The organism is Rhodococcus sovatensis, from assembly GCF_037327425.1.
Classification (GTDB): domain Bacteria; phylum Actinomycetota; class Actinomycetes; order Mycobacteriales; family Mycobacteriaceae; genus Rhodococcoides; species Rhodococcoides sovatense.
Map to the genome: position 1 here is coordinate 2,998,098 of NZ_CP147846.1, position 20,210 is coordinate 3,018,307.

Genomic DNA, 20,210 nt, shown 5'->3' on the forward strand with positions numbered 1-20,210 from the left:
CGCGTGATCGGACTCCCCCAGCCGCGACGGCACACCGAGCAGTTTATCGCGTCCCTTCATCTGCCCGTTACCCCTTACCCATTGCGTTCGTCGTTCGCGTTCAGATACTCGTCGAGAATGGGCCCGACTACAGCGAGAGCGCTCGGGCCGGTCATATCCTCGTGTGCCGCAGCGACGACGACCTCTCGTATCTCGCTGACATGATCGGTCCACTGGACGGCGGCCTCGACGCCCTCGGGGTGAGTACTGCCTGCAGTGAAGTACAACAGCGGCCGATCGAACTCGGCAGGTGCGTAGTCGTTGATCTGCCCAGGCGCAGCCACCGCACCCGAATAAATCGAATGCAACTGTCCGGCAGTGAGTTCGACCGGGCCGTCGACGAGTGCAGCGGCAGCTCTTTCCGCCTGCTCGGCAGTCAGGACGGCCGGCACCGGCGCGCCTTCGGCGAGGACACCCGCCGGAACCAACAGCGCCTTCAGTTCCTCCTCGAACTCGTCCAAGCCGATGTGCAGGACCGAGTCCAACATCGTCAACGTGACCCGCTCGTCTGCGGCGCGCAACATCACTGCCATCGCGTGCGCGATGACACCGCCGAGCGACCATCCGAGCAGATGGTAAGGGCCCGAAGGACGCACACGGCGAATTTCGTCGACGTAGCGGCTCGCATACTCCTCGATCGACGCCGGAACGGCCTCCGGCGTTGTCAGCCCCGGAGATTGAAGTCCGAAGACCGGACGGTTCTCGTCGAGGTATGCCACGACACCGGCGTACGGCCACGCGAATCCCAGCATCGGGTGTACGCAGAAAACCGGCGCTGCGTCCCCGCCGCGACGAAGCGGGAGAAGCACGGCGAGACTGTCGTCGACCGACCCTGCTGCGGCCGAACCGGATTCGTCGATCCTCCTGGCCAGATCATGGACGGTCCGGTCGGTGAAGAACCACTGGACCCGAATATCGGGCGCAACCTCTCGGCGTAGCTGAGCGACGGCTCGGGTTGCGACGAGCGAGTTGCCGCCCAACTCGAAGAAGTCGTCGTCGGCACCCACCCGATCGACACCCAACACATCGGCGAACACGCCGGCCACCGCAACCTCCGACTCCGATGCCGGAGCACGGAATTCACGAACCACCGACACCGGCGCAGGCAACGCACTACGGTCCAACTTCCCCACCGGTGTCAGAGGCAACTCGTCGAGCACCATGACCTGAGCCGGAACCATGTGACGCGGCAACCGCTCCTGCACCCAGCTCCGCACCTTCACAAGATCCAGATCCGCGTCGGCCGCGGGCATCACATAGGACACCAGCACCGTCGCGCCTGCCACGCCCTCGTCTCCCGAACGTGCCACGGTCACCGCAAATTCCACGTCCGGATACGACGTCAGAACCGAGTCGATCTCACCCAATTCGATTCGGAAGCCTCGCACCTTCACCTGGAAATCGCTGCGCCCCAAATACTCGATCGACTCGGGCGCACCCGTGTCGTCGCCGATCCACCGAACCATGTCACCGGTTCTGTACATGCGGTCGCCCCCGACGCCGAACGGGTTCGCAACGAACCGTTCGGCGGTGAGCCCGTACCGTCGGTGATAGCCACGCGCCAATTGCAGACCGGCCAAATACAGTTCGCCGGTGACACCGACTGGGACCGGCGACAGATCAGCGTCCAACACCAGTGAGGTCATCCCTCGGACAGGACCGCCGATCGTCACGTCTGTACCCGGTACCAATGGGTCGGAGATGTTGGTCATGATCGTGGTCTCGGTCGGACCGTATCCGTTGAAGAACTCGCGGACGCCCCTGCCCTCACCACGCTCGACGGCCCACCGAGCAACCAGTTCCGGCGAGCACGCCTCGCCGCCCACCACCACCATCTGTAGGTCGACCAACCCCAGCGGGTCCACCGATGCCAACGCTGCAGGCGTCACGAAAGCGTGCGAGACACGTTGGGTCACCAGCAGATCCCACAGATCGGTTCCACCGAACACGGACGCGTCTGCGACCACCATCGTCGAGGACGCACCCACCGCCAGCAACAACTCGAGCATCGATGCATCGAAACTCGGTGAAGCGAAATGCAACGTTCGTGACTGCGCCGTCAAGCTGTAGCGATCCACTTGCTCCGCGCAGAAATTCGCCAATCCGGCCTGGGTGACCACGACGCCCTTCGGTACACCGGTCGATCCCGACGTGAAGACGACGTAGGCCGCCGAGTCCGGCGAGAGGTACCCGACCCGTTCCCTGGCCGACACCGGCTCGGCCGACAGCGACGCCAAAGACTCCTGCACAACCGGGTCGTCCAACACGATCCACCGCACCCCGGACGGCAACTGCGTAACGAACTCGGTCGAGGTCACACCGATTCGCACACCCGAATCGACGACCATTCGTTCCACCCTGTCGGCCGGGTAGCCCGGATCGAGCGGCACAAGCGCGCCACCCGACTTCGCGACACCCCACACCGACGTGACGGAATCGACCGACCGCGGCAACGCAACACCGATCAGATTGTCGGCCTCGGCACCGAGGGACAGCAACATCCGAGCCAACTGCGACGAGCGTGCGTCCAACTGCCGGTACGAGACCGTCTCGGACCCACTCACCACCGCCGTCGCATCCGGGCCACGTTCGACTGCCTCTGCCAGCAGATCCGGCAACAGAACCGGTGGCACAGCCGGCCCACTGGACTTCGTGGTCAGCTCGATGCGTTCGGACGCATCCAGCATGTCGATCGAACCGATCTTCACCTCGGGCTCGGACAACTGCTCCATGACGCGCGAAAGCCGTTGGGCCAGCGTTGTGACCGATCCATCGTCGATAGTGTCACGACGGTATTTGAGGCGGATCTGGATCCGCGTGTCCACCGTCGTCACCAAGGTCAACGGATAGTGGCTTCCGTCAGCAGTGTCGACGCCCAACAACCGAAGGCCGTCGATGGAACCACCCTCGGCAATCGCGGATCGATCGACCGGGTAGGACTCGAACACCACGAGCGTGTCGAAGTTCGCTCCATCACCCGCCGCCTCGACAATCTCGGTCAATCCGGTGTAGTGATGGTCGAGCAAGTCCGCCTGCTGCGCTTGCAGTGACGACAAGTGTTGCGACACCGTCGATTGGGGATCTACCGACACGCGAACCGGGACGGTGTTGATGAACAGCCCGACCATCGATTCGACTCCGGGAAGGTCTGCCGGACGGCCGGACACGGTCGCCCCGAATGCGACGTCACGTCGAGCAAGCAATCGGCTCAGCACAATTCCCCAGGCGGCCTGGACCATCGTGTTCAGCGTGACTCCGATGTGCGAGGCAGCGGACGACAACCGCGTGGTGGTCTCCTCGGAGAGCGTCAGGGCGTACTCCCCCATACCAACTCCGGCTTCGGCGGAATGGCCGGCGAACAACATCGTCGGTTCCGACACCGGCGCGAGGGCGAGCTTCCACGCTTCGGCGGATGCACGGCGGTCACGTTGTCCGAGCCATGCGAGGTAGTTCCGAAACGGACGGACCCTCGGTAGATGCGCGGAGTCACCGCTCGTGGCGTAGAGGAAGATCAGTTCCTGCATGAGCAACGGCATCGACCAACCGTCCAGCAGCACATGATGATTGGTCACTACCAGTGTTGCGGTGACGCCCTCGGGATCGTTGCTACGACGAATGAGTGTGAATCGAAGTAGCGGCGGCGCAGCGAGGTCGAAACCGCGAAGCTTGTCCTCCGCGATGATGACGTCGGCATGCGACGCCATCGAGTCGGGATGTTCCCCGGTAAGGTCGATTTCCGTCCACTGAGGCGACACCCCGTCGACGACGATCTGAACCGGAATACCGGTCTCGTCCTGAACGAACGCGGTTCGGAGGTTTGCGTGCCTGGTCACCAATGCCTGCGCCGCGAGGTGCAGCCGATCCGAGTCGACACTGCCGCCGAGGTCGAGCGAGATCTGCACGGTGTAGGCGTCCGAACTCGTCACGTCATCGAGGCCGCCGTGGAAGTACAACCCGGCTTGCAACGGAGTCAACGGCCAGACGTCGGTCACCGAGCTGTACTCACCCTCCCATCGCTCGATGTCGGAGGACGAGGCCTGCACCAGGTCGAAGTCCGAAGCGGTATGCCCACCGACGCCCTCGTTCCGGCAGTACTCGTCGAGGCGCCCCAGCGTGCGGACCCATAGATCGGCAAGTTCGCGAACATCCTCGGTTGCCAGCAGCCCAGACGGGAATGCCAATGAGCCGGTGAGTCGGTCGCCGATGACGACGGAGTTGATGTCGAGCGTCGCCATCGCGGACATGCCGGGCTCCGCTGCTCCGGCAAGATCTCCGAGATCGCCTGCAGGCAACCATCCGATTCCGCTGAACTCGTTCGGCACCGTTTCCTGGCCGACCCGTCCGAGGTAGTTGAACAGGATCTGCCCTGCACTCTCGGATGCAAGCCGGGCACCTGATTCCGGGTCCAGGTAGCGAAGTTGACCGAAGCCGATTCCACGGTCGGGCACACCGCGCAACGCCTCCTTGACGATTTTGACGGTTCGACCCAGATGCGCGCCACCGGACAGGGCGTCGTCGAGGTCGATATCGGCGAGGTCGAATCGAACCGGGAAGATGCTCGTGAACCATCCGACCGTGCGCGAGAGATCGGCTCCGGGCACTGCGTCTTCTTCGCGCCCGTGCCCCTCGAACCGAATCAGTGCGGCACGGTCGTCCACCACGCCGCGTGACTGACGCCATCCACTCAACGCCAACGTGAACGCGGCGAGCAATCCGTCGCTGACGCTGCCGTGGAACAGTCTGGGCACGGTGGTCAACACCGTGTCGGTGACACCGGCGGATAGCTCGAATTCGACGCGCTCGACGGTGGACACGACATCCACCGCAGCATCGAACGGTCTTGACCCGAGGGGCGTGTCAGGGCCGCCCAGCACGCCTTCCCAGTATGCGAGCTCGCTGCGGCGCTGATCTGACACCGCCCCGTCGGCCAACCCGTGCGCCCATCGCCTAAAGGAGGTCCCGACGGGCTCGAGTACGGGAACCTGGCCAGCTGACACCGCAATCCACGCCTTCACCAGGTCCGGGACGATGATTCGCCAGGACACCCCGTCGACGACGAGGTGATGCGCCACGATCACGAGCCGCCCGGTCCTGGTCGGCTCACCGTCGACGAGTTCGGGATCGAGCCACACGAACTGAAGCACGACGCCATCGAACGGGTCGAGTCTGTCCATCGCCAGATCGGTCTCACGCAACGCCAGCTCTCGCATACCGTCCGCGTTTACCGACGCAGCGACGCCGACCCGGTGCACCAGAGCCAACGCGTCGACCGAACCGCGTTCGGCAACATGCTGAGTCGATATCCCGTCGACCGAGACCAGCCTCGAGCGCAGGACATCGTGATGATCGATCACAGCTTGGATCGTCGCGACGACGCCGCGCTCGTCGATTCCCGCGGGCAACTCGAGCGCCAAGTTCTGGGTGTAGCGCCCGAGACGGGGGCCACGCCCTAGCATCTGCACAACGATCGGGGTCACCGGCATCGAGCCGACACCGCCGCCCGCCATCTCGGCGAGCGCGGACGAGCTGTCTGCGTCGATCGCGGTGGCGACCTCGGCGATTGCGGCGACGGTCTTGTGCTCGAATACGTTTCGAGCGGTGATGGACAGTCCCCTGGCTTTCACCCGGGACACGACTTGAATCGACATGATGCTGTCTCCGCCGAGAGCGAAGAACGAGTCGTGAATTCCTACCCGGTCGACGCCCAGTACGTCGGCGAACACGTCGCCGACGACGCGCTCGGCCTCGGTCGTAGGCGCCTGAAATTCGGTCGTTTGCACTGTCGGCGCGGGCAAGGCACGACGATCGAGCTTGCCGTTGACGGTCAACGGAATCGAATCCAAGACCACGAACGCGGCGGGCACCATGTACTCGGGGACAGCAGCCGAGATCTGTTCACGCAGATCGTCGGTGTCGAGGGACGAGCCGGTAGCAGGAACCACGTAGGCCACGAGGCGAGGCGAACCCGGTGTGTCCTCACGCGCTATCACTGCGACCTGCGCTACCCGATCGAGTTCGAGAATCACCGATTCGATTTCGCCGAGTTCGATGCGGAACCCACGGATCTTCACCTGATCGTCGGCACGGCCGACGAATTCCAGTTCCCCTGCGGTGTTCCAGCGGGCGACGTCTCCGGATCTGTACAGACGTGAACCGCTGCCCTCGAACGGGTCCGCGACGAATCGCGTCGCGGTCAGCGCATACTTCCCGAGATAACCGCGCGCCAACTGCTCGCCACCGATATACAACTCACCCGCTACACCACGCGGGACCGGAGCGAGTCGCGAATCGAGTACGTGAATTCGGAGACCGGGAATCGGGCGTCCGACAACGGAACCCGACGCCGATGCGACGAGCGCACTGTCGAGTTCACGGTGCGAGACGTGCACGGTTGTCTCGGTGATTCCGTACATGTTCACCAAGCGCGGTGACCGATCGCCGTAGCGGTCGATCCACGACGACAGCCGACGTAGTTCGAGTGCCTCACCACCGAAGATGATGTAGCGCAGGCAGGCCAGTTCCGATCCACCTTCGATACGGTCGATCTCGGCCAGCTGATAGAACGCCGACGGAGTCTGGTTGAGCACCGTGACCTTCTCGCGGATCAACAATTGCCGGAACAGATCCGGCGATCGCGATGTGAAGTAGTCGACCACGACGAGAGTCCCGCCGTGCAGCAGGGGACCCCACAGCTCCCATACCGAGAAGTCGAATGCGTACGAGTGGAACAGCGTCCACACATCGTCGGGTCCGAACGCGAACAACGGATCGGTACCGTCGAGCAGTCGGCCGACTGCACTGTGTGGCACCGCAACGCCTTTCGGCAGGCCGGTCGACCCGGACGTGTAGATCACGTATGCCACATCCGAAGGCCGCAGAGGCGCCGTCCGCTCGTGGTCGCCGACAGGTCCGGCGGAGTACCCATCGAGTTCGAGTGTGTCCAGATCGAGTACCGCGACGCTCGACCCAACCGCTGCGTCTCGACCAGACCAGGTCAGCACGACAGTCGGTGCCGAGTCGCCGAGCACGTAGTCGATTCGCTCCTGCGGGTACGACGGGTCGATCGGCACGTAACCTGCGCCCGATGCGATGACGGCGAGAACAGCGACCACGAGATCGACGGACCTCGGCAGCATGACCGCGACGACGGCTTCCGGCCCCACGCCGCTGTCGATGAGAGCTCGCGCAAGTCTGTTGGCTCGCTGCGCGAGCTCTCCGTAGCTCAGTCGCACGTCCTCGAACACGAGTGCCTGCGCCGCAGGCGACGCCGCTACCGTCTCGTCGAATCGGGCGGCCAAGGTCCGATCGACAGGTGGGGCGACCGGCACCTGATCTGCGCCGGACCACCGCTGCAGTACCAACTCTCGCTCGCCCGGACCGAACACATCCACGTCGGCCACCGCGGCGTCCGGATTCGCGAGAACTCCGTGCAGCACGCGAACGAATCGGTCGGCGAATACGACGACTGTCTCGCGGTCGAACAGGTCCTGGGCAAAAGCGATTTGCACCGAAAGTTCCCGATTGGAGTCGGTACCGCCCGCCTCGAACAGAGTCACTTGTAGGTCGAACTTGGCGACCTCGAAGTCGATGTCGACCGGCGTGACTTTCAGCTCTGGGAGTTCGAAAGCACGTCGCTCCATGTTCTGGAAAGCCAATATCACCTGGAAGAGTGGGTGCCGGGCCTGGGACCGCTCGGGATCCACAGCATCGACGACGCGCTCGAACGGGATGTCCGCGTGAGCGAACGCTTCGAGATCGACCTCACGCGTCGCGGCGAGCAGCTCGGAGAAATTCGCACCGAGATCGAGTTCGGTACGAAGCACCAGGGTGTTGACGAACATCCCGATGACGTCGTCGAGAGACGCCTCGCCTCGACCGGCGACGGGCGTACCGATCGCGATGTCGTCGGTTCCGGACAGTCGTGCCAGCACAACCGCAAGAACAGTGTGGACCGCCATGAACAGGGACGAATTATGTTCACGGGCAAGAACATCGAGCGCCTCGACGCTCGCGCCGTCGATGACAGTGGTCACGGTGCCACCGATGTTGGTTGCCACTGCCGGACGGGGACGATCCTGTGGTAGCGAGATTTCGGGTGCGAGACCGGAGAGCTTGTCGGTCCAGTAGGACAGCTGCCCCGCGGCGAGTGACTCGGGATCGGACTCCAGACCCAGTGAAGCACGTTGCCACAGAGCATAATCGGCGTATTGCACTGGAAGCGGCGACCAGTTCGGCGACTGACCCGACGCCCGCGCCAGATAAGCCGAGACGATGTCGCGGGCGAGCGGGCCCATCGAATAGCCGTCGGAACCGATGTGGTGGACGACCATGGCGAGCACGTGGTCGTTGTCGCCCAGAGCGTAGAGCTCGGCGCGCACCGGGATTTCGTTCGCGACGTCGAATCCACGCCCGAAGAGATCACGAAGGCGCATCTCGACGTCCGACTCGGATACCGCCGCGGGCGTCAGGTGCAGACCGGCCGCAGGCCTGATGTCCTGCCTGGCCTGTCCGTCGACGGCCGGATAGACGGTGCGCAGTGATTCGTGCCGGTCGATCACGTCGTCGACCGCAGCACTCAGGGCGAGAACGTCGAGTACACCCTGCAGCCGAATTGCGACCGGGAGGTTGTAGGCGGCCGAAGCGGTATCGAGCTGATTGAGAAACCACATGCGCTGCTGCGCAAGCGACAATGGAATCTGCGCCGGTCGAACCTGTCTCGTGAGTTGTGCGCGCCTGCCACTGCCGACCGAACTTTCGATCCGCTCGGCGAGTGCCGCGACTCCGGCCGCTTCGAACAACAGCCGAACCGGCACGCGGGCATCGAGGGCGTCACCGAGTCTGGCGACCACCCGGGTGGCGATGAGCGAATTGCCGCCGAGCGTGAAGAAGTCGTCGTCGAGACCGACCCTGTCGACCCCGAGGACGTCCGCGAACGTCGCGGCGACGATCTCTTCGACCAGGGTCGTCGGCGCTCTGAATTCGGTGGCCGCAAATGTCGGCTGAGGGAGCGCTTTTCGGTCCAGTTTTCCGCTCGAGTTCAACGGGAACTCGTCGAGGACGACGACGGCCGTCGGGATCATGTAGCTCGGGAGCACACCACCGAGATCGGATCGCGCGGCGACGTCGTCGACCGAGCGCCCCGGAGCCGGTACGACGTACGCGACGAGGTGGTCACCGGTTGGCAGGGCGACCACGAGCACGACCGCCTGGTTGACACTCGGATTCGCGAGAAGAGCCGCCTCGATCTCGCCCAGCTCGATTCGCTGACCTCGGAACTTCACCTGAAAGTCCGTGCGGCCGATGTACTCGAGCACACCCGGTTCGCCGGGACTGCCCGCACGCCACCGAGCGAGATCTCCCGTTCGATACATGCGGGATCCGGGTGCGCCGAAGGGATCGGCAACGAAGCGGTCGGAAGTAAGGTCGGGTCGACGCAGATACCCGCGGGCAAGCTGCACCCCGGAGAGGTACAGCTCCCCCGCCGTACCTGCCGGGACCACCTGCAACCGTGAGTCGAGGACTACGGCCGTCGTATTCCATTCAGGTCTGCCGATGGGCACAGAGCCGCGATCCGCCTCGGTCGCCTCCCAGTACGTCACCGACACGGCTGCCTCCGTCGGGCCGTACAGATTGTGCAGCCCAGCCGAGGACACCGATCGGAATGCCTCGGCAGTTTCGATCGGGAACGCTTCGCCGATGACGAACACGTGGCGCAGGCTTGCGCATCGAGCCGCTGAAGCATGGGCGGTGAACATTGCCAACATCGACGGCACGAAGTCGGTAAGGGTGATCGAATGCTCCGCGATCAGATCGGCGATGTATTCCGAATCTCGGTGTCCGTCCGGGGTCGCGAGCACGAGTGCCGCCCCCACCTGCAGAGGAAGAAAGAACCCCCACAGTGAGACATCGAACGTCGTGGCCGTCTTCTGCAGGTACAGGTCTGCTTCACTGAGACCGTATTCCGTTCGCATCCAGGCCATCTGGTTGACCACCGCGCGGTGGGACACGGCAACGCCCTTGGGTTTGCCGGTCGAACCCGAGGTGAAGATCACGTACGCGGTGTTGTCCGGTCGAAGCGAGGCAGTGCGTCCGGCATCGGCGAGGGAAGCTCGGCTCGATTCGATGGAGGGGAGGCCAGCGACGTCGAGCACGGCGACATCGCCGAAGAGGTCGCGGTCGCCGTCTCCCGACACCAGCACACAGAACGGCTCCGCGGCCTGCAGGATGTACCGAACGCGGCTCTCGGGATGGTCGGGATCCACGGGAACGAAGGCCGCACCCGCACGAAGAATGGCATAGATGCCGACGACCAGATCCAGGGATCGTCGGATCGCCACAGCGACGCGAGCTTCGGGACCGACTCCACGATCGATCAGCGCACGAGCCACTGCGTCGACGTGTGCGTCGAACTCCCGGTAGGTGAGGGACCGGCCTTCGAACACGACGGCAACATGGTCGGCGTGAGTCACTACGCGCTTGTCGTACTCCGACAGCAGAGTCGGCTCGAAGTCCAGTTCTCGATCGGTTTCGTTCCACTCCTGCAGCAACACTCGGCTCTCGACGCTGTCGACGAGTTCGAAGTCACCCACCAATTCAGTGGGATCCGCTGCGATCGCGTCCAGCAGGCGAACGTAACGGCGAGCAATGGACTGGACCGTGGACTGGTCGAACAACGCTGTCGCATAGAGAATTTGCGCAGCGATCGCGCCCGTTTCGCCGTCCCAGGCGTCGGTACCGGCCAACGTGAACTGCAGATCGAATTTGGCGAGCGCGCCGTCCATCGACAACGGTGTGACGGCGAGAGCTGGAAGCTCCAGGGATTGCTGCGCCATGTTCTGGAAGAACATGGCGACCTGGAAGATCGGGTGCCGCGAGGGCGACCGCTCCGGGTCGAGAACCTCGACGAGTCGTTCGAAGGGGACGGCGTCGTGGCCGAACGCGTCCAGATCCGACTCCTGTACCCGTGCAAGAAGATCTACGAAGGTCTCGGCCGGGTCGAACCGAGTACGCAACGGAAGGGTGTTGACGAACATTCCGACGAGATCGTCGAGCTGTTCGTCGCCGCGCCCCGCGATCGGCGCACCGACGACGATGTCGTCGGTGTTGGACAACCGGGCAAGCAGCACCGCCAACGCGGCGTGGGCGACCATGAAGAACGTGGCGTTCTTGGACTTCGCAAGTTCGAGGAGCGCTCGGTGTGTTGTGCCCGAGATCTCGAACTCCACGGTGGCACCGACACTGGACTGTACCGCCGGACGTGGCCGATCGGTCGGAAGGTCGAGCTGAGCCGGAACAGACGCCAACTCCGATCTCCAGAACGCCTCCTGCATCGCGATAGGCGAGGTCGGATCGTCGCTCGAGCCCAGAACGTGCTGCTGCCACAGCGTGTAGTCGACGTATTGAACGGGCAGAGGAGCCCAGTTCGGTTCATGGCCGTCGACGCGAGAAAGATAGGCCGTCATCAGATCTCGCGTCAGTGGCGCCAGCGAGGCACCGTCGGCGCTGATGTGGTGGGTGACGAGTGCAAGCACGTAATCCTCGTCGGCGACTTCGAACAACCGGGCTCGCAGCGGAACTTCGGCTGCCAGGTCGAACGCAGTGAGCGCCATCTCGCGCAACGCATCGGCGATCTCGGATTCCGCCGACCGGATCGGGTCCAGCCGTGGCGCGACGTCCTCGGCCCGAAGGACAGATTGATGACCGACACCGTCGGTATCGGGATAGTAGGTGCGAAGCGACTCGTGCCGCTCCACCACGTCCACCACTGCCTGCGCGAGCGCACTCACATCGAGCTTGCCCGTCAGCCGCACTGCGAGCGGGAGGTTGTTGATCGCGGACTCGGGCTCCAGCCGGTTCATGAACCACATGCGGCGCTGCGCAAGTGACAGCGGAATCGAATCCGGACGTGGACCGGCGGTCAGAGGTGTGCGACGCCCGACATCGCCCTGCGCATCGATCGACTCGGCGAGACCCACCACCGAAGAGTTGTCGAAGAGCGATCGAACCGACACTGTCGTATCGAGAGCAGCACCGATTCGCGCAACCACCTGCGTCGCGATCAGCGAGTTCCCGCCGAGTTCGAAGAAGTCGTCGTCCAGACCCACTCGGGGAAGATCGAGCAGTTCGGCGAACACGCCGGACACAACGCGTTGAGTGCCGCTCTCGGGCGCTCGGAACTCCCTGGCGGGCAGGACTGGGTCCGGCAATGCGGCACGATCGAGTTTGCCTGCCGGGGTCAGGGGAAGATCGTCGATCAGCACGATCGCGGTCGGCACCATATGACGGGGAAGCTTGCCGGCGACGAACCGAGTGAGCTCGGCAGTGCTCAGCACTTCGCCTTCGACCGAGCGAACATAGGACACGAGCATGGCCGAGCCGGCCCCTCCACCGGAGTCTGCACCAGCGCCCGCCGAGCCGCCGACGCCTTCGCGAGCCACCGTCACGACGAAGTCGACACCCTCGTGCATCGACAGAGCCGCGTCGATTTCACCGAGTTCGATGCGGAATCCACGGATCTTGACCTGGAAGTCACTGCGACCCACGTATTCGAGCACACTGCTCGACTGACGCCAGCGCACGATGTCGCCGGTGCGGTACATTCTCGAACCGTCGGTCGTGAATGGATTCGCGACGAATCGTTCTGCAGTCAGAGCCAATCTGCCGTGGTAGCCGCGAGCGAGTGCCGGTCCCCAAAGATAGAGCTCACCCTTCGAACCGGGAGTCGCTGGATGGAGCCGATCGTCGAGTACCACACCTGACACGCCCCGGACTGGACTACCGATGGAGACGGGAGCGCCGGATTCGAGCGCCCCGCTGCAGGTGGCCATGATGGTTGCCTCGGTCGGGCCGTACCCGTTGAGGAATCGGCGCGGACCTGCGGGCCGATGCACAGCCCACTTCGACACCAGCTCAGGCGGGCACGCCTCTCCCCCGGAGAGGACCATTTCGAAATCGTCCAGTCCACTCGGATCCACCGATGCCATGGCCGCCGGCGTGATCATGGCGTGCGTGACCTGTTCCCGTCGCAACAGCTCGGCGAGCTCGGTTCCGCCGTACACGGACGCCGGGGCGATCACCATGGTCGATGCCGCGGTGATAGCCATCAGTAGCTCGAAGACGGAGGCATCGAAGCTCGGCGACGCGAAGTGCAAGGTCCGGGCAGCGGGCGTCAAGTCGAACGACTCGCGCATTTCCGCAGCGAGATCGTTCAGACCCGCATGCGTGACGAGAACGCCCTTCGGCTTTCCCGTCGATCCGGAGGTGTAGATCATGTATGCGCCGTGTGCCGCGTGCAGCGAGCCTGCGCGGTCGGCCGGCAACACGGTGGAGCTGTCCAATTCGGCTATCTCGGCGATTGTCGTATCGTCGTCGAGCACCATCCACTCGACGGTCGACGGCAATGCGTGCACGTGCTCTGCGATCGTCACACCGAAACGAGTGCCCGAGTCGGAGAGCATGTGCTCGATCCGATCGGCCGGATAATTCGGGTCGACGGGAAGGAAGGTGGCGCCCGCCTTGGCTATCCCCCACACAGACTGGACCGACAGATCAGATCGGGGCATCGCGACCGCGACGACATCGTCCGGTCCGAGCCCACGCCCGATCAGAGCTCGGGCCAGACGACTGGAGCGGGAGTCCAACTCGGCGTACGTGAGGAGCGTGCCGCCGTAGGACAGGGCGGTCGCAGACGGGTCCAGTTCGACGGCCGTGAGCAAGAGATCGGGCAGGAGGGGAATGCGTGGGCGCCTGACACGCGGCGCACGCCTGGGTCGGGCCGAGCCGCGAGCGGGAGTTCGATCGGCGGACACATCCTGGCCGCTACCACTCATCGACGCGGGCCTTCGACGGTCACCGGCAGCTTGAACTCGATCACGACGCACCCTCTGATCTCGATACGAGGGCAGCTCGAATAACCCGGGAGGGCCGAGTTCCTGTTGCCGCCCCGCACAGGTTTACAACGACGAAATGAGTCCATGTATACCGCATCGTCGCGAACCGTCCGGCGTTACGACCCAGAAAAAACAGGATCGAAGTCTATTTCACCCGGCAAAAGCATTCGACTGAATGCTTTTGCCGAGAGGACTTGCCCCGCTACTGTTGGTTCTCAGCGACCGCCGAGGATCCACTTGTTCAGTATCGGTCCGATCCGGTCCAACGCCGTGGGAGAGGCCAGTTTCCAGTGCGACGTCGCGATCGAATAGTTGACTGTGCGCTCTGAATTCACAGCAGACTTCCAGGTCGATACTCCGGATTCACCCGACGGGTCGTCGAGGCCTGCGGTGAAATACAGCAGGTCACCATCGAATTCGGCGGGCTCGTAGTCGGCCAGCACCTGTGCGCTGTGCCCGATCCCGTCGACGATGATCTCGATACGTTCCCGCGTCAGCGCATCGAACGGTGGAGGCAACGTGGCAGCCAGTTCGGCAACGCCCTGCACGTCGAGTTCGGCGAGGTCACGGTCGTCGTCGCCGCCGAGCTCGCCCACTAGATCGACCATGGTGGGCAGTGCCGTCGTGCGGCCTTCCGTCGATCCTATGACCGCATCCATGACGGCGAGAGTGTCGACTTCGTGCCCGAGTTCGCGCAACCGAACGGCAACGGCGTGCGCCAGCACTCCGCCCATCGACCAACCGAGCAAGTGGTACGGCCCGGTAGGTCGAACCGCGCGGATCTCACGCACGTACAGCTCGGCCCACTCCTCGATCGATGTCGGCAGCATTCGCTCGCCGGCCAGAGCGGGAGATTGCAGCCCGTAGATCGCATGATCGGAGTCGACGTACGGCGCCAGGCCTGCGAACGACCACGCCGTGCCGGTGATGGGGTGGAAGCAGAAGAGTGCCTGTTCGGAGCTGCCCTCGCGGAGAGTGACCAGGACATCGAACGGTCCACCCGCCTCGGATCCCCCTGGATCGCGCTCGATTCGCGCGGCCAACTGTGCGGGCGTCGAGCTACCGAACACCCACGGTAGCGGCACGTCACGACCGAGTGCCGAACCCAGCGTTCCCACCATTCGGACCGCAACCATCGAGTTGCCACCGAGATCGAAGAAGTCGTCGTCGACACCTACTCGTTCGGCGCCGAGAGTCTCGGTGAACACCCGAACCACCAGCGCCTCGGTCTCCGTGCTCGGCTCGCGGTACTGCACCGCGTCGAATATCGGGGCGGGTAGAGCTCGACGGTCCACCTTGCCGCTCGAATTCAAGGGAAGGCGGTCCAAAACGACGAACGCAGCGGGGACCATGTACGACGGCAGTTCTCCGGATACGAACGACTGCAGTGCGGCTCGATCGACCGTCCGCCCGTCGGATGGAACTACGTAGGCCACCAATCGATGGCCGAGCGAACCGTCCTCGCGCGCAACCACGGCGACGTCGGTGAGGTCGCTGTGGGAGCGGAGAGCGGATTCGATCTCGCCCAACTCGATGCGGTAGCCGCGAACCTTCACTTGCTCGTCCGATCGACCGAGGTACTCGAGTTCGCCGTCGCGATTCCACCGTGCGAGGTCACCGGTTCGGTACATGCGTGTACCGCCGCGGCCGAATGGATCGGCGACGAATCGCTCGGCCGTCAAGGCCGTACGTGAGGTGTACCCACGCGCGAGCTGAACGCCGGTGAGGTACAGATTGCCGCCGACACCCGTCGGAACGAGGTTCATTCTGTCGTCCAGTACGAGACATCCGGTATTCCATGCTGGGCTCCCGACTGGCACGATCGACCTGTCTGCGCTGTTCACCTCGTGGTGGGTCACAGACACTGCCGCCTCGGTTGGACCGTACAGGTTCACGAGCTTGCCGGTGTTGCCGCGCCGGTACCACTGTGCGAGTCCGGCCGGGAGCTCTTCACCGATCGAGTACACGCGCTGGATCGACGCGGGGAGCACGCCGGACGAATACGTCAGTAGTGCGTTCAGCATTGTCGGCACGAGACCGATTGTCGTCACGCCCTCGGCACGGATCACCTCGAGGAGGTACGCCGGATCGGCGTGCTGGCGTGGTTCCGCGATCACTGCTGTGTTGCCTGCGAGCAACGCGCCCCAGTACTCCCACACGGACAGATCGAACGTCGCTGCCGTGTGTACCAGGACCTTGTCGTCGCTCGTCGTCTCGAAGGTGGTGCGCAACCATTCCACTTGGTTGACGATCGCGCGGTGTGAGAGCGCCACACCCTTGGGCCTGCCGGTCGAGCCCGAGGTGAAGATGACGTAGGCAGTGTTGTCCGGTCGCAGTGGCGTGATCCGCTCGGAATCGTCGATTGGTTCATCGGAGAATCCGGCAAGATCCATCTCGTCCACCGCCACTGTCGGCGCCGTGCTCTGCCAGACTCCGGAGTCACCGGGGCCGGTGACGACCAGCACGGGCTGGGCCGTGTCGACCACGTATGCGTTACGGTCCGCTGGATTACCGCTGTCGATGGGAACATACGCGGCACCGGTCTTGACGACCGCGTACATCGTCACCAATAGGTCCAGCCCACGCGGGATCGACAGCGCCACCGCGGATTCGGGTCCGACTCCACGTGCGATCAGGTAGCGCGCAACAAGATTGACTCGAGCGTCGAACTGTCGGAACGTCAGCCGCTGTCCGTCTGCGACGACGGCCTCGTCGTTCGGCGTTTCGGACACCCGTGCTTCGTACAGTGAGACGAGAGTCGCGGACTCGTTGACCGGATACGATGTCCGATCTGCGGAGTGCACCATCGATCGCTGCTCGGCAGCACTCATCAGATCGATATCGCCGATGCGCACCTCTGCATCGTCGACAACGCAGCCGAGAACCCGCACCAAACGATCGAGCATCGACTGCGCCGTCGTCTCGTCGAAAAGGTCAGTAGCGTAGGACAGCTCGATCCCGAACGCGGAATCGCCGCCGCGGTCGGCACGTTCGGTGATGGTGAAATGCAGATCGGACTTGGCGACGTTCGATTCGAACTCGACGGGCCGGACAGCCAGATCCGGGAGCTCCAGGTCCGTGTGCGCGATGTTCTGGAACGAGAAGCCGACCTGGAACAGCGGACTGTAGGCCGAGGATCGCGGCGGATTTATCGCTTCGACAACCCGCTCGAAAGGAACGTCGGAGTTCGCGAATGCGGCGAGATCCACTTCGCGGACGTCGGCAAGCGCGTCGAGGAAGCTGTGCGACGGGTCCATCCTGGTCCTGAGCACGAGGGTATTGACGAACATGCCGATGAGCCCATCCAGCGCTTCGTCTCCGCGCCCCGCGATGGGGGTGCCGACGACGATGTCGCCGGAACCGGTCACGCGACTCAGGAACGCAGCCAGGGCAGTGTGCACCACCATGAACAGCGAGGCACCGTGTTCGTGCGCCACAGTCGTCAAACCACGATGCACATCGCCTGGGAGCGTCGATCGCACTGCTGCGCCGACGAACGACTGTCGTTCGGGACGCCGACGGTCGGTCGGCAAGTCGATCACAGGGGCGACCCCGCCCAACTGCTCTTGCCAGTACTCGATTTGGGTGCTGAGCAATGACTTCGGATCGGACTCGTCACCGAGCACCTGACGCTGCCACAGGGCGAAGTCTGCGTACTGCACCGGCAACGGCGACCACTGCGGGGTTTGCCCGGCAGCATGCGCCGCGTAGGCAATCATGACATCGCGGACGAGCACGGGCAGAGAAGATCCATCGGCACTGATGTGATGCACGACGATGACGAGAACGTAGTCGCCACCCTGACCGGTGCTCGTATCACCGACATCGTAGAGCCGAACGAACACCGGTGGAGCTGCGGTGACGTCGAACTGACGGGTCACCGCCTCGCGCACGCGCTCGGGGACGTCTTCCGGAGTTACTCGAACCGGCGTCACATCGGGAACTGCCAGTGCAGTGGGTGACACTGCCTGCGTGGGGCCCTCGATCTCGTTCGGGTACGAGGTTCGAAGCACCTCGTGTCGGTCCACGACATCGGCGACGGCGGCTTGAAGCGCGTCGACGTCGAGTGTGCCCGACAGACGCACGGCAATCGGGATGTTGTCCACGATCGACGACGTGTCGAATTGATTGAGAAACCAATAGCGCTGTTGCGCAAGCGACAACGGAACTCGATCCGGACGTTCGCCCTTGATCAGCTGTGGCCGCAGGTTGATTTCGGACGCCATCGCCACGGATGCGGCGAGCGACTCCACGGACGAACTTTCGAACAGGGTTCGGACCGAGACCGTTCGTCCGAGCGCGGCACTCAAACGCGCCGCCACTTGGGTTGCGATCAACGAATTGCCACCCAGTTCGAAGAAGTCGTCGTCGAGGCCCACTGCCTCGACTTTCAGCACCTTCTCGAACACTCCTGCAACCACCTGTTCCGTGGCGCAACCGGGCGCGCGGAACTCGCGTTCGATCGGCGAGGGCTCGGGCAACGCTGCTCGATCCAGCTTGCCTACCGGCGTCAACGGCAGTTCGTCCAGCGCGACCACCTGCGCCGGCACCATGTGCCGGGGCAACCGTTCCTTCACCCACCCCCGAATCCCCGACACGTCGAGGTCCGATCCCACCACCGGCAGCACGTAGGTCACCAACACGGTCGCGGCGGCACCCTGCTGACTCGTGCGAGCGACGGTGACCGCGAACTCGACCTGGGGATGGGAGGTGACGACGGCATCGATCTCGCCGAGTTCGATACGGAAGCCGCGGATCTTGACCTGGAAGTCGCTACGCCCCACGTACTCGATGTCGTGCGAGTCGGGCACGCGACGAACGACATCCCCTGTTCGGTACATTCGGGTGCCGTCATCGACCAGCGGATTGGCGACGAAGCGTGCAGCGGTCAGCCCCCGGCGATTGTGGTAGCCACGAGCCACTCCAGGCCCCCAGACATACAGTTCACCTTTCGCGCCGCCGACCACCGGACGCAACCGATCGTCGAGGACCGCCGCAGACATCCCGCGAATCGGAGCACCGATCGACACCACCGCGCCCGGCACCAACGCATCCGAGATATTGGACATGATCGTCGTCTCGGTCGGACCGTAGCCGTTGAAGAACTCACGGACACCCCGACCGTCGCCCCGTTCGACTGCCCACCGCGCCAGCAGCTCGGGCGACCACGCCTCGCCACCCACGACCACTACTCGCAAGTCCGGCAAACCCTCCGGATCCACCGATGCCAACGCAGCGGGCGTCACGAACGCATGCGATACACGCTCGGACACCAACAACTTCCACAACTCGACCCCACCGAACACCGACGCCTCTGCCACCACCATCGTCGACGACGCACCCACAGCCAACAGCAACTCCAACACGGACGCATCGAAGCTCGGCGAGGCAAAGTGCAGCGTCCGAGAATCCGCCGACAATCCGTAGCGTGTGCGCTGCTCGGCCGCGAAATCGGCCAATCCTGCCTGCGTCACCACCACGCCTTTGGGAACTCCTGTCGAGCCGGACGTGTACACAACGTAAGCAGCCGACTCCGGCCGCAGGCGACCGATCCGATCCACCGCGGTTACCGGCTCACACGAGACCCCGGCCAGCTGTTCCTCGACGACCGGGGCGTCCAACACGATCCACTTCACACTCGTCGGCAATGCCGGCACGAACTCGCTCAGAGTGACGCCGATCCGGACACCGGAGTCCACGACCATCCGTTCCAACCTCTCGGCCGGATATCCCGGATCGAATGGAACGAACGCGCCCCCCGACTTCGCCACCGCCCACACCGACATCACGGACTCCACGGATCTCGGCAGCGCCACACCCACGAACCCGTCGACCTCGACGCCGGCGTTCACCAACACACGCGCCAAGCGTGACGACCGACCGTCCATGTCGCGGTACGACACGCTCGCCGAACCACAGACCACTGCCGTCGAATCCGGACTTCGCTCCACCGCTGCGGCCAACACATCCGGCAACGAGACCGATCGAACCCTGCGTGTGCGCGCAGTGCGCTTGTCCTTCTTACGCCTCTTCGATGTGCCCGACCTGGGAGAGCGCTCGACTGCCGTCTCGCCGGAAGCGCCACGGTGCGCATTGGAATTCGTCGGATTCATCGGTAAGCGTTTCCTCGCAGTCGGTCAGGGATTCGGACTGACTTTTTGAATCCAAATCGGACAAAAACGCCCATTTCTGCACAACAGGCATTTCGAACCATATTCAGATCTACCGAGAAGGTTACCAAGGGACGCGAAATCTGCAATTACCCACGATTCACATTCGCGC

Annotated in this window: 3 protein-coding genes; 1 reads left to right on the plus strand and 2 read right to left on the minus strand. The window is 63.9% G+C overall.

Annotated elements, in window-relative coordinates; translation table 11 throughout:
* Positions 1 to 74: 74 nt before the first annotated feature.
* On the minus strand, positions 75 to 13,868 hold the full coding sequence (locus tag WDS16_RS14080) for an amino acid adenylation domain-containing protein (protein WP_338893212.1): 13,794 nt from the start codon (positions 13,866 to 13,868) through the stop codon (positions 75 to 77).
* A 275-nt stretch (positions 13,869 to 14,143) separates the two neighbouring features.
* On the minus strand, positions 14,144 to 19,831 hold the full coding sequence (locus WDS16_RS14085; RefSeq protein ID WP_338885882.1) for an amino acid adenylation domain-containing protein: 5,688 nt from the start codon (positions 19,829 to 19,831) through the stop codon (positions 14,144 to 14,146).
* Here WDS16_RS14085 and WDS16_RS14090 point away from each other — a divergent pair.
* Positions 19,815 to 20,090 carry a hypothetical protein gene (locus WDS16_RS14090; protein WP_338885883.1) on the plus strand — a complete coding sequence of 92 codons (276 nt, stop codon included), beginning with the start codon at positions 19,815 to 19,817 and terminating at the stop codon, positions 20,088 to 20,090. The two genes, WDS16_RS14085 and WDS16_RS14090, sit on opposite strands and share 17 nt — an antisense overlap.
* Positions 20,091 to 20,210: the final 120 nt, after the last annotated feature.

Coding starts and splice junctions, on each gene's coding strand:
- WDS16_RS14080 (WP_338893212.1), bottom strand. CDS start 13,868: ATGAGTGGTAGCGGCCAGGATGTGTCCGCCGATCGAACTCCCGCTCGC.
- WDS16_RS14090 (WP_338885883.1), top strand. CDS start 19,815: ATGTCGCGGTACGACACGCTCGCCGAACCACAGACCACTGCCGTCGAA.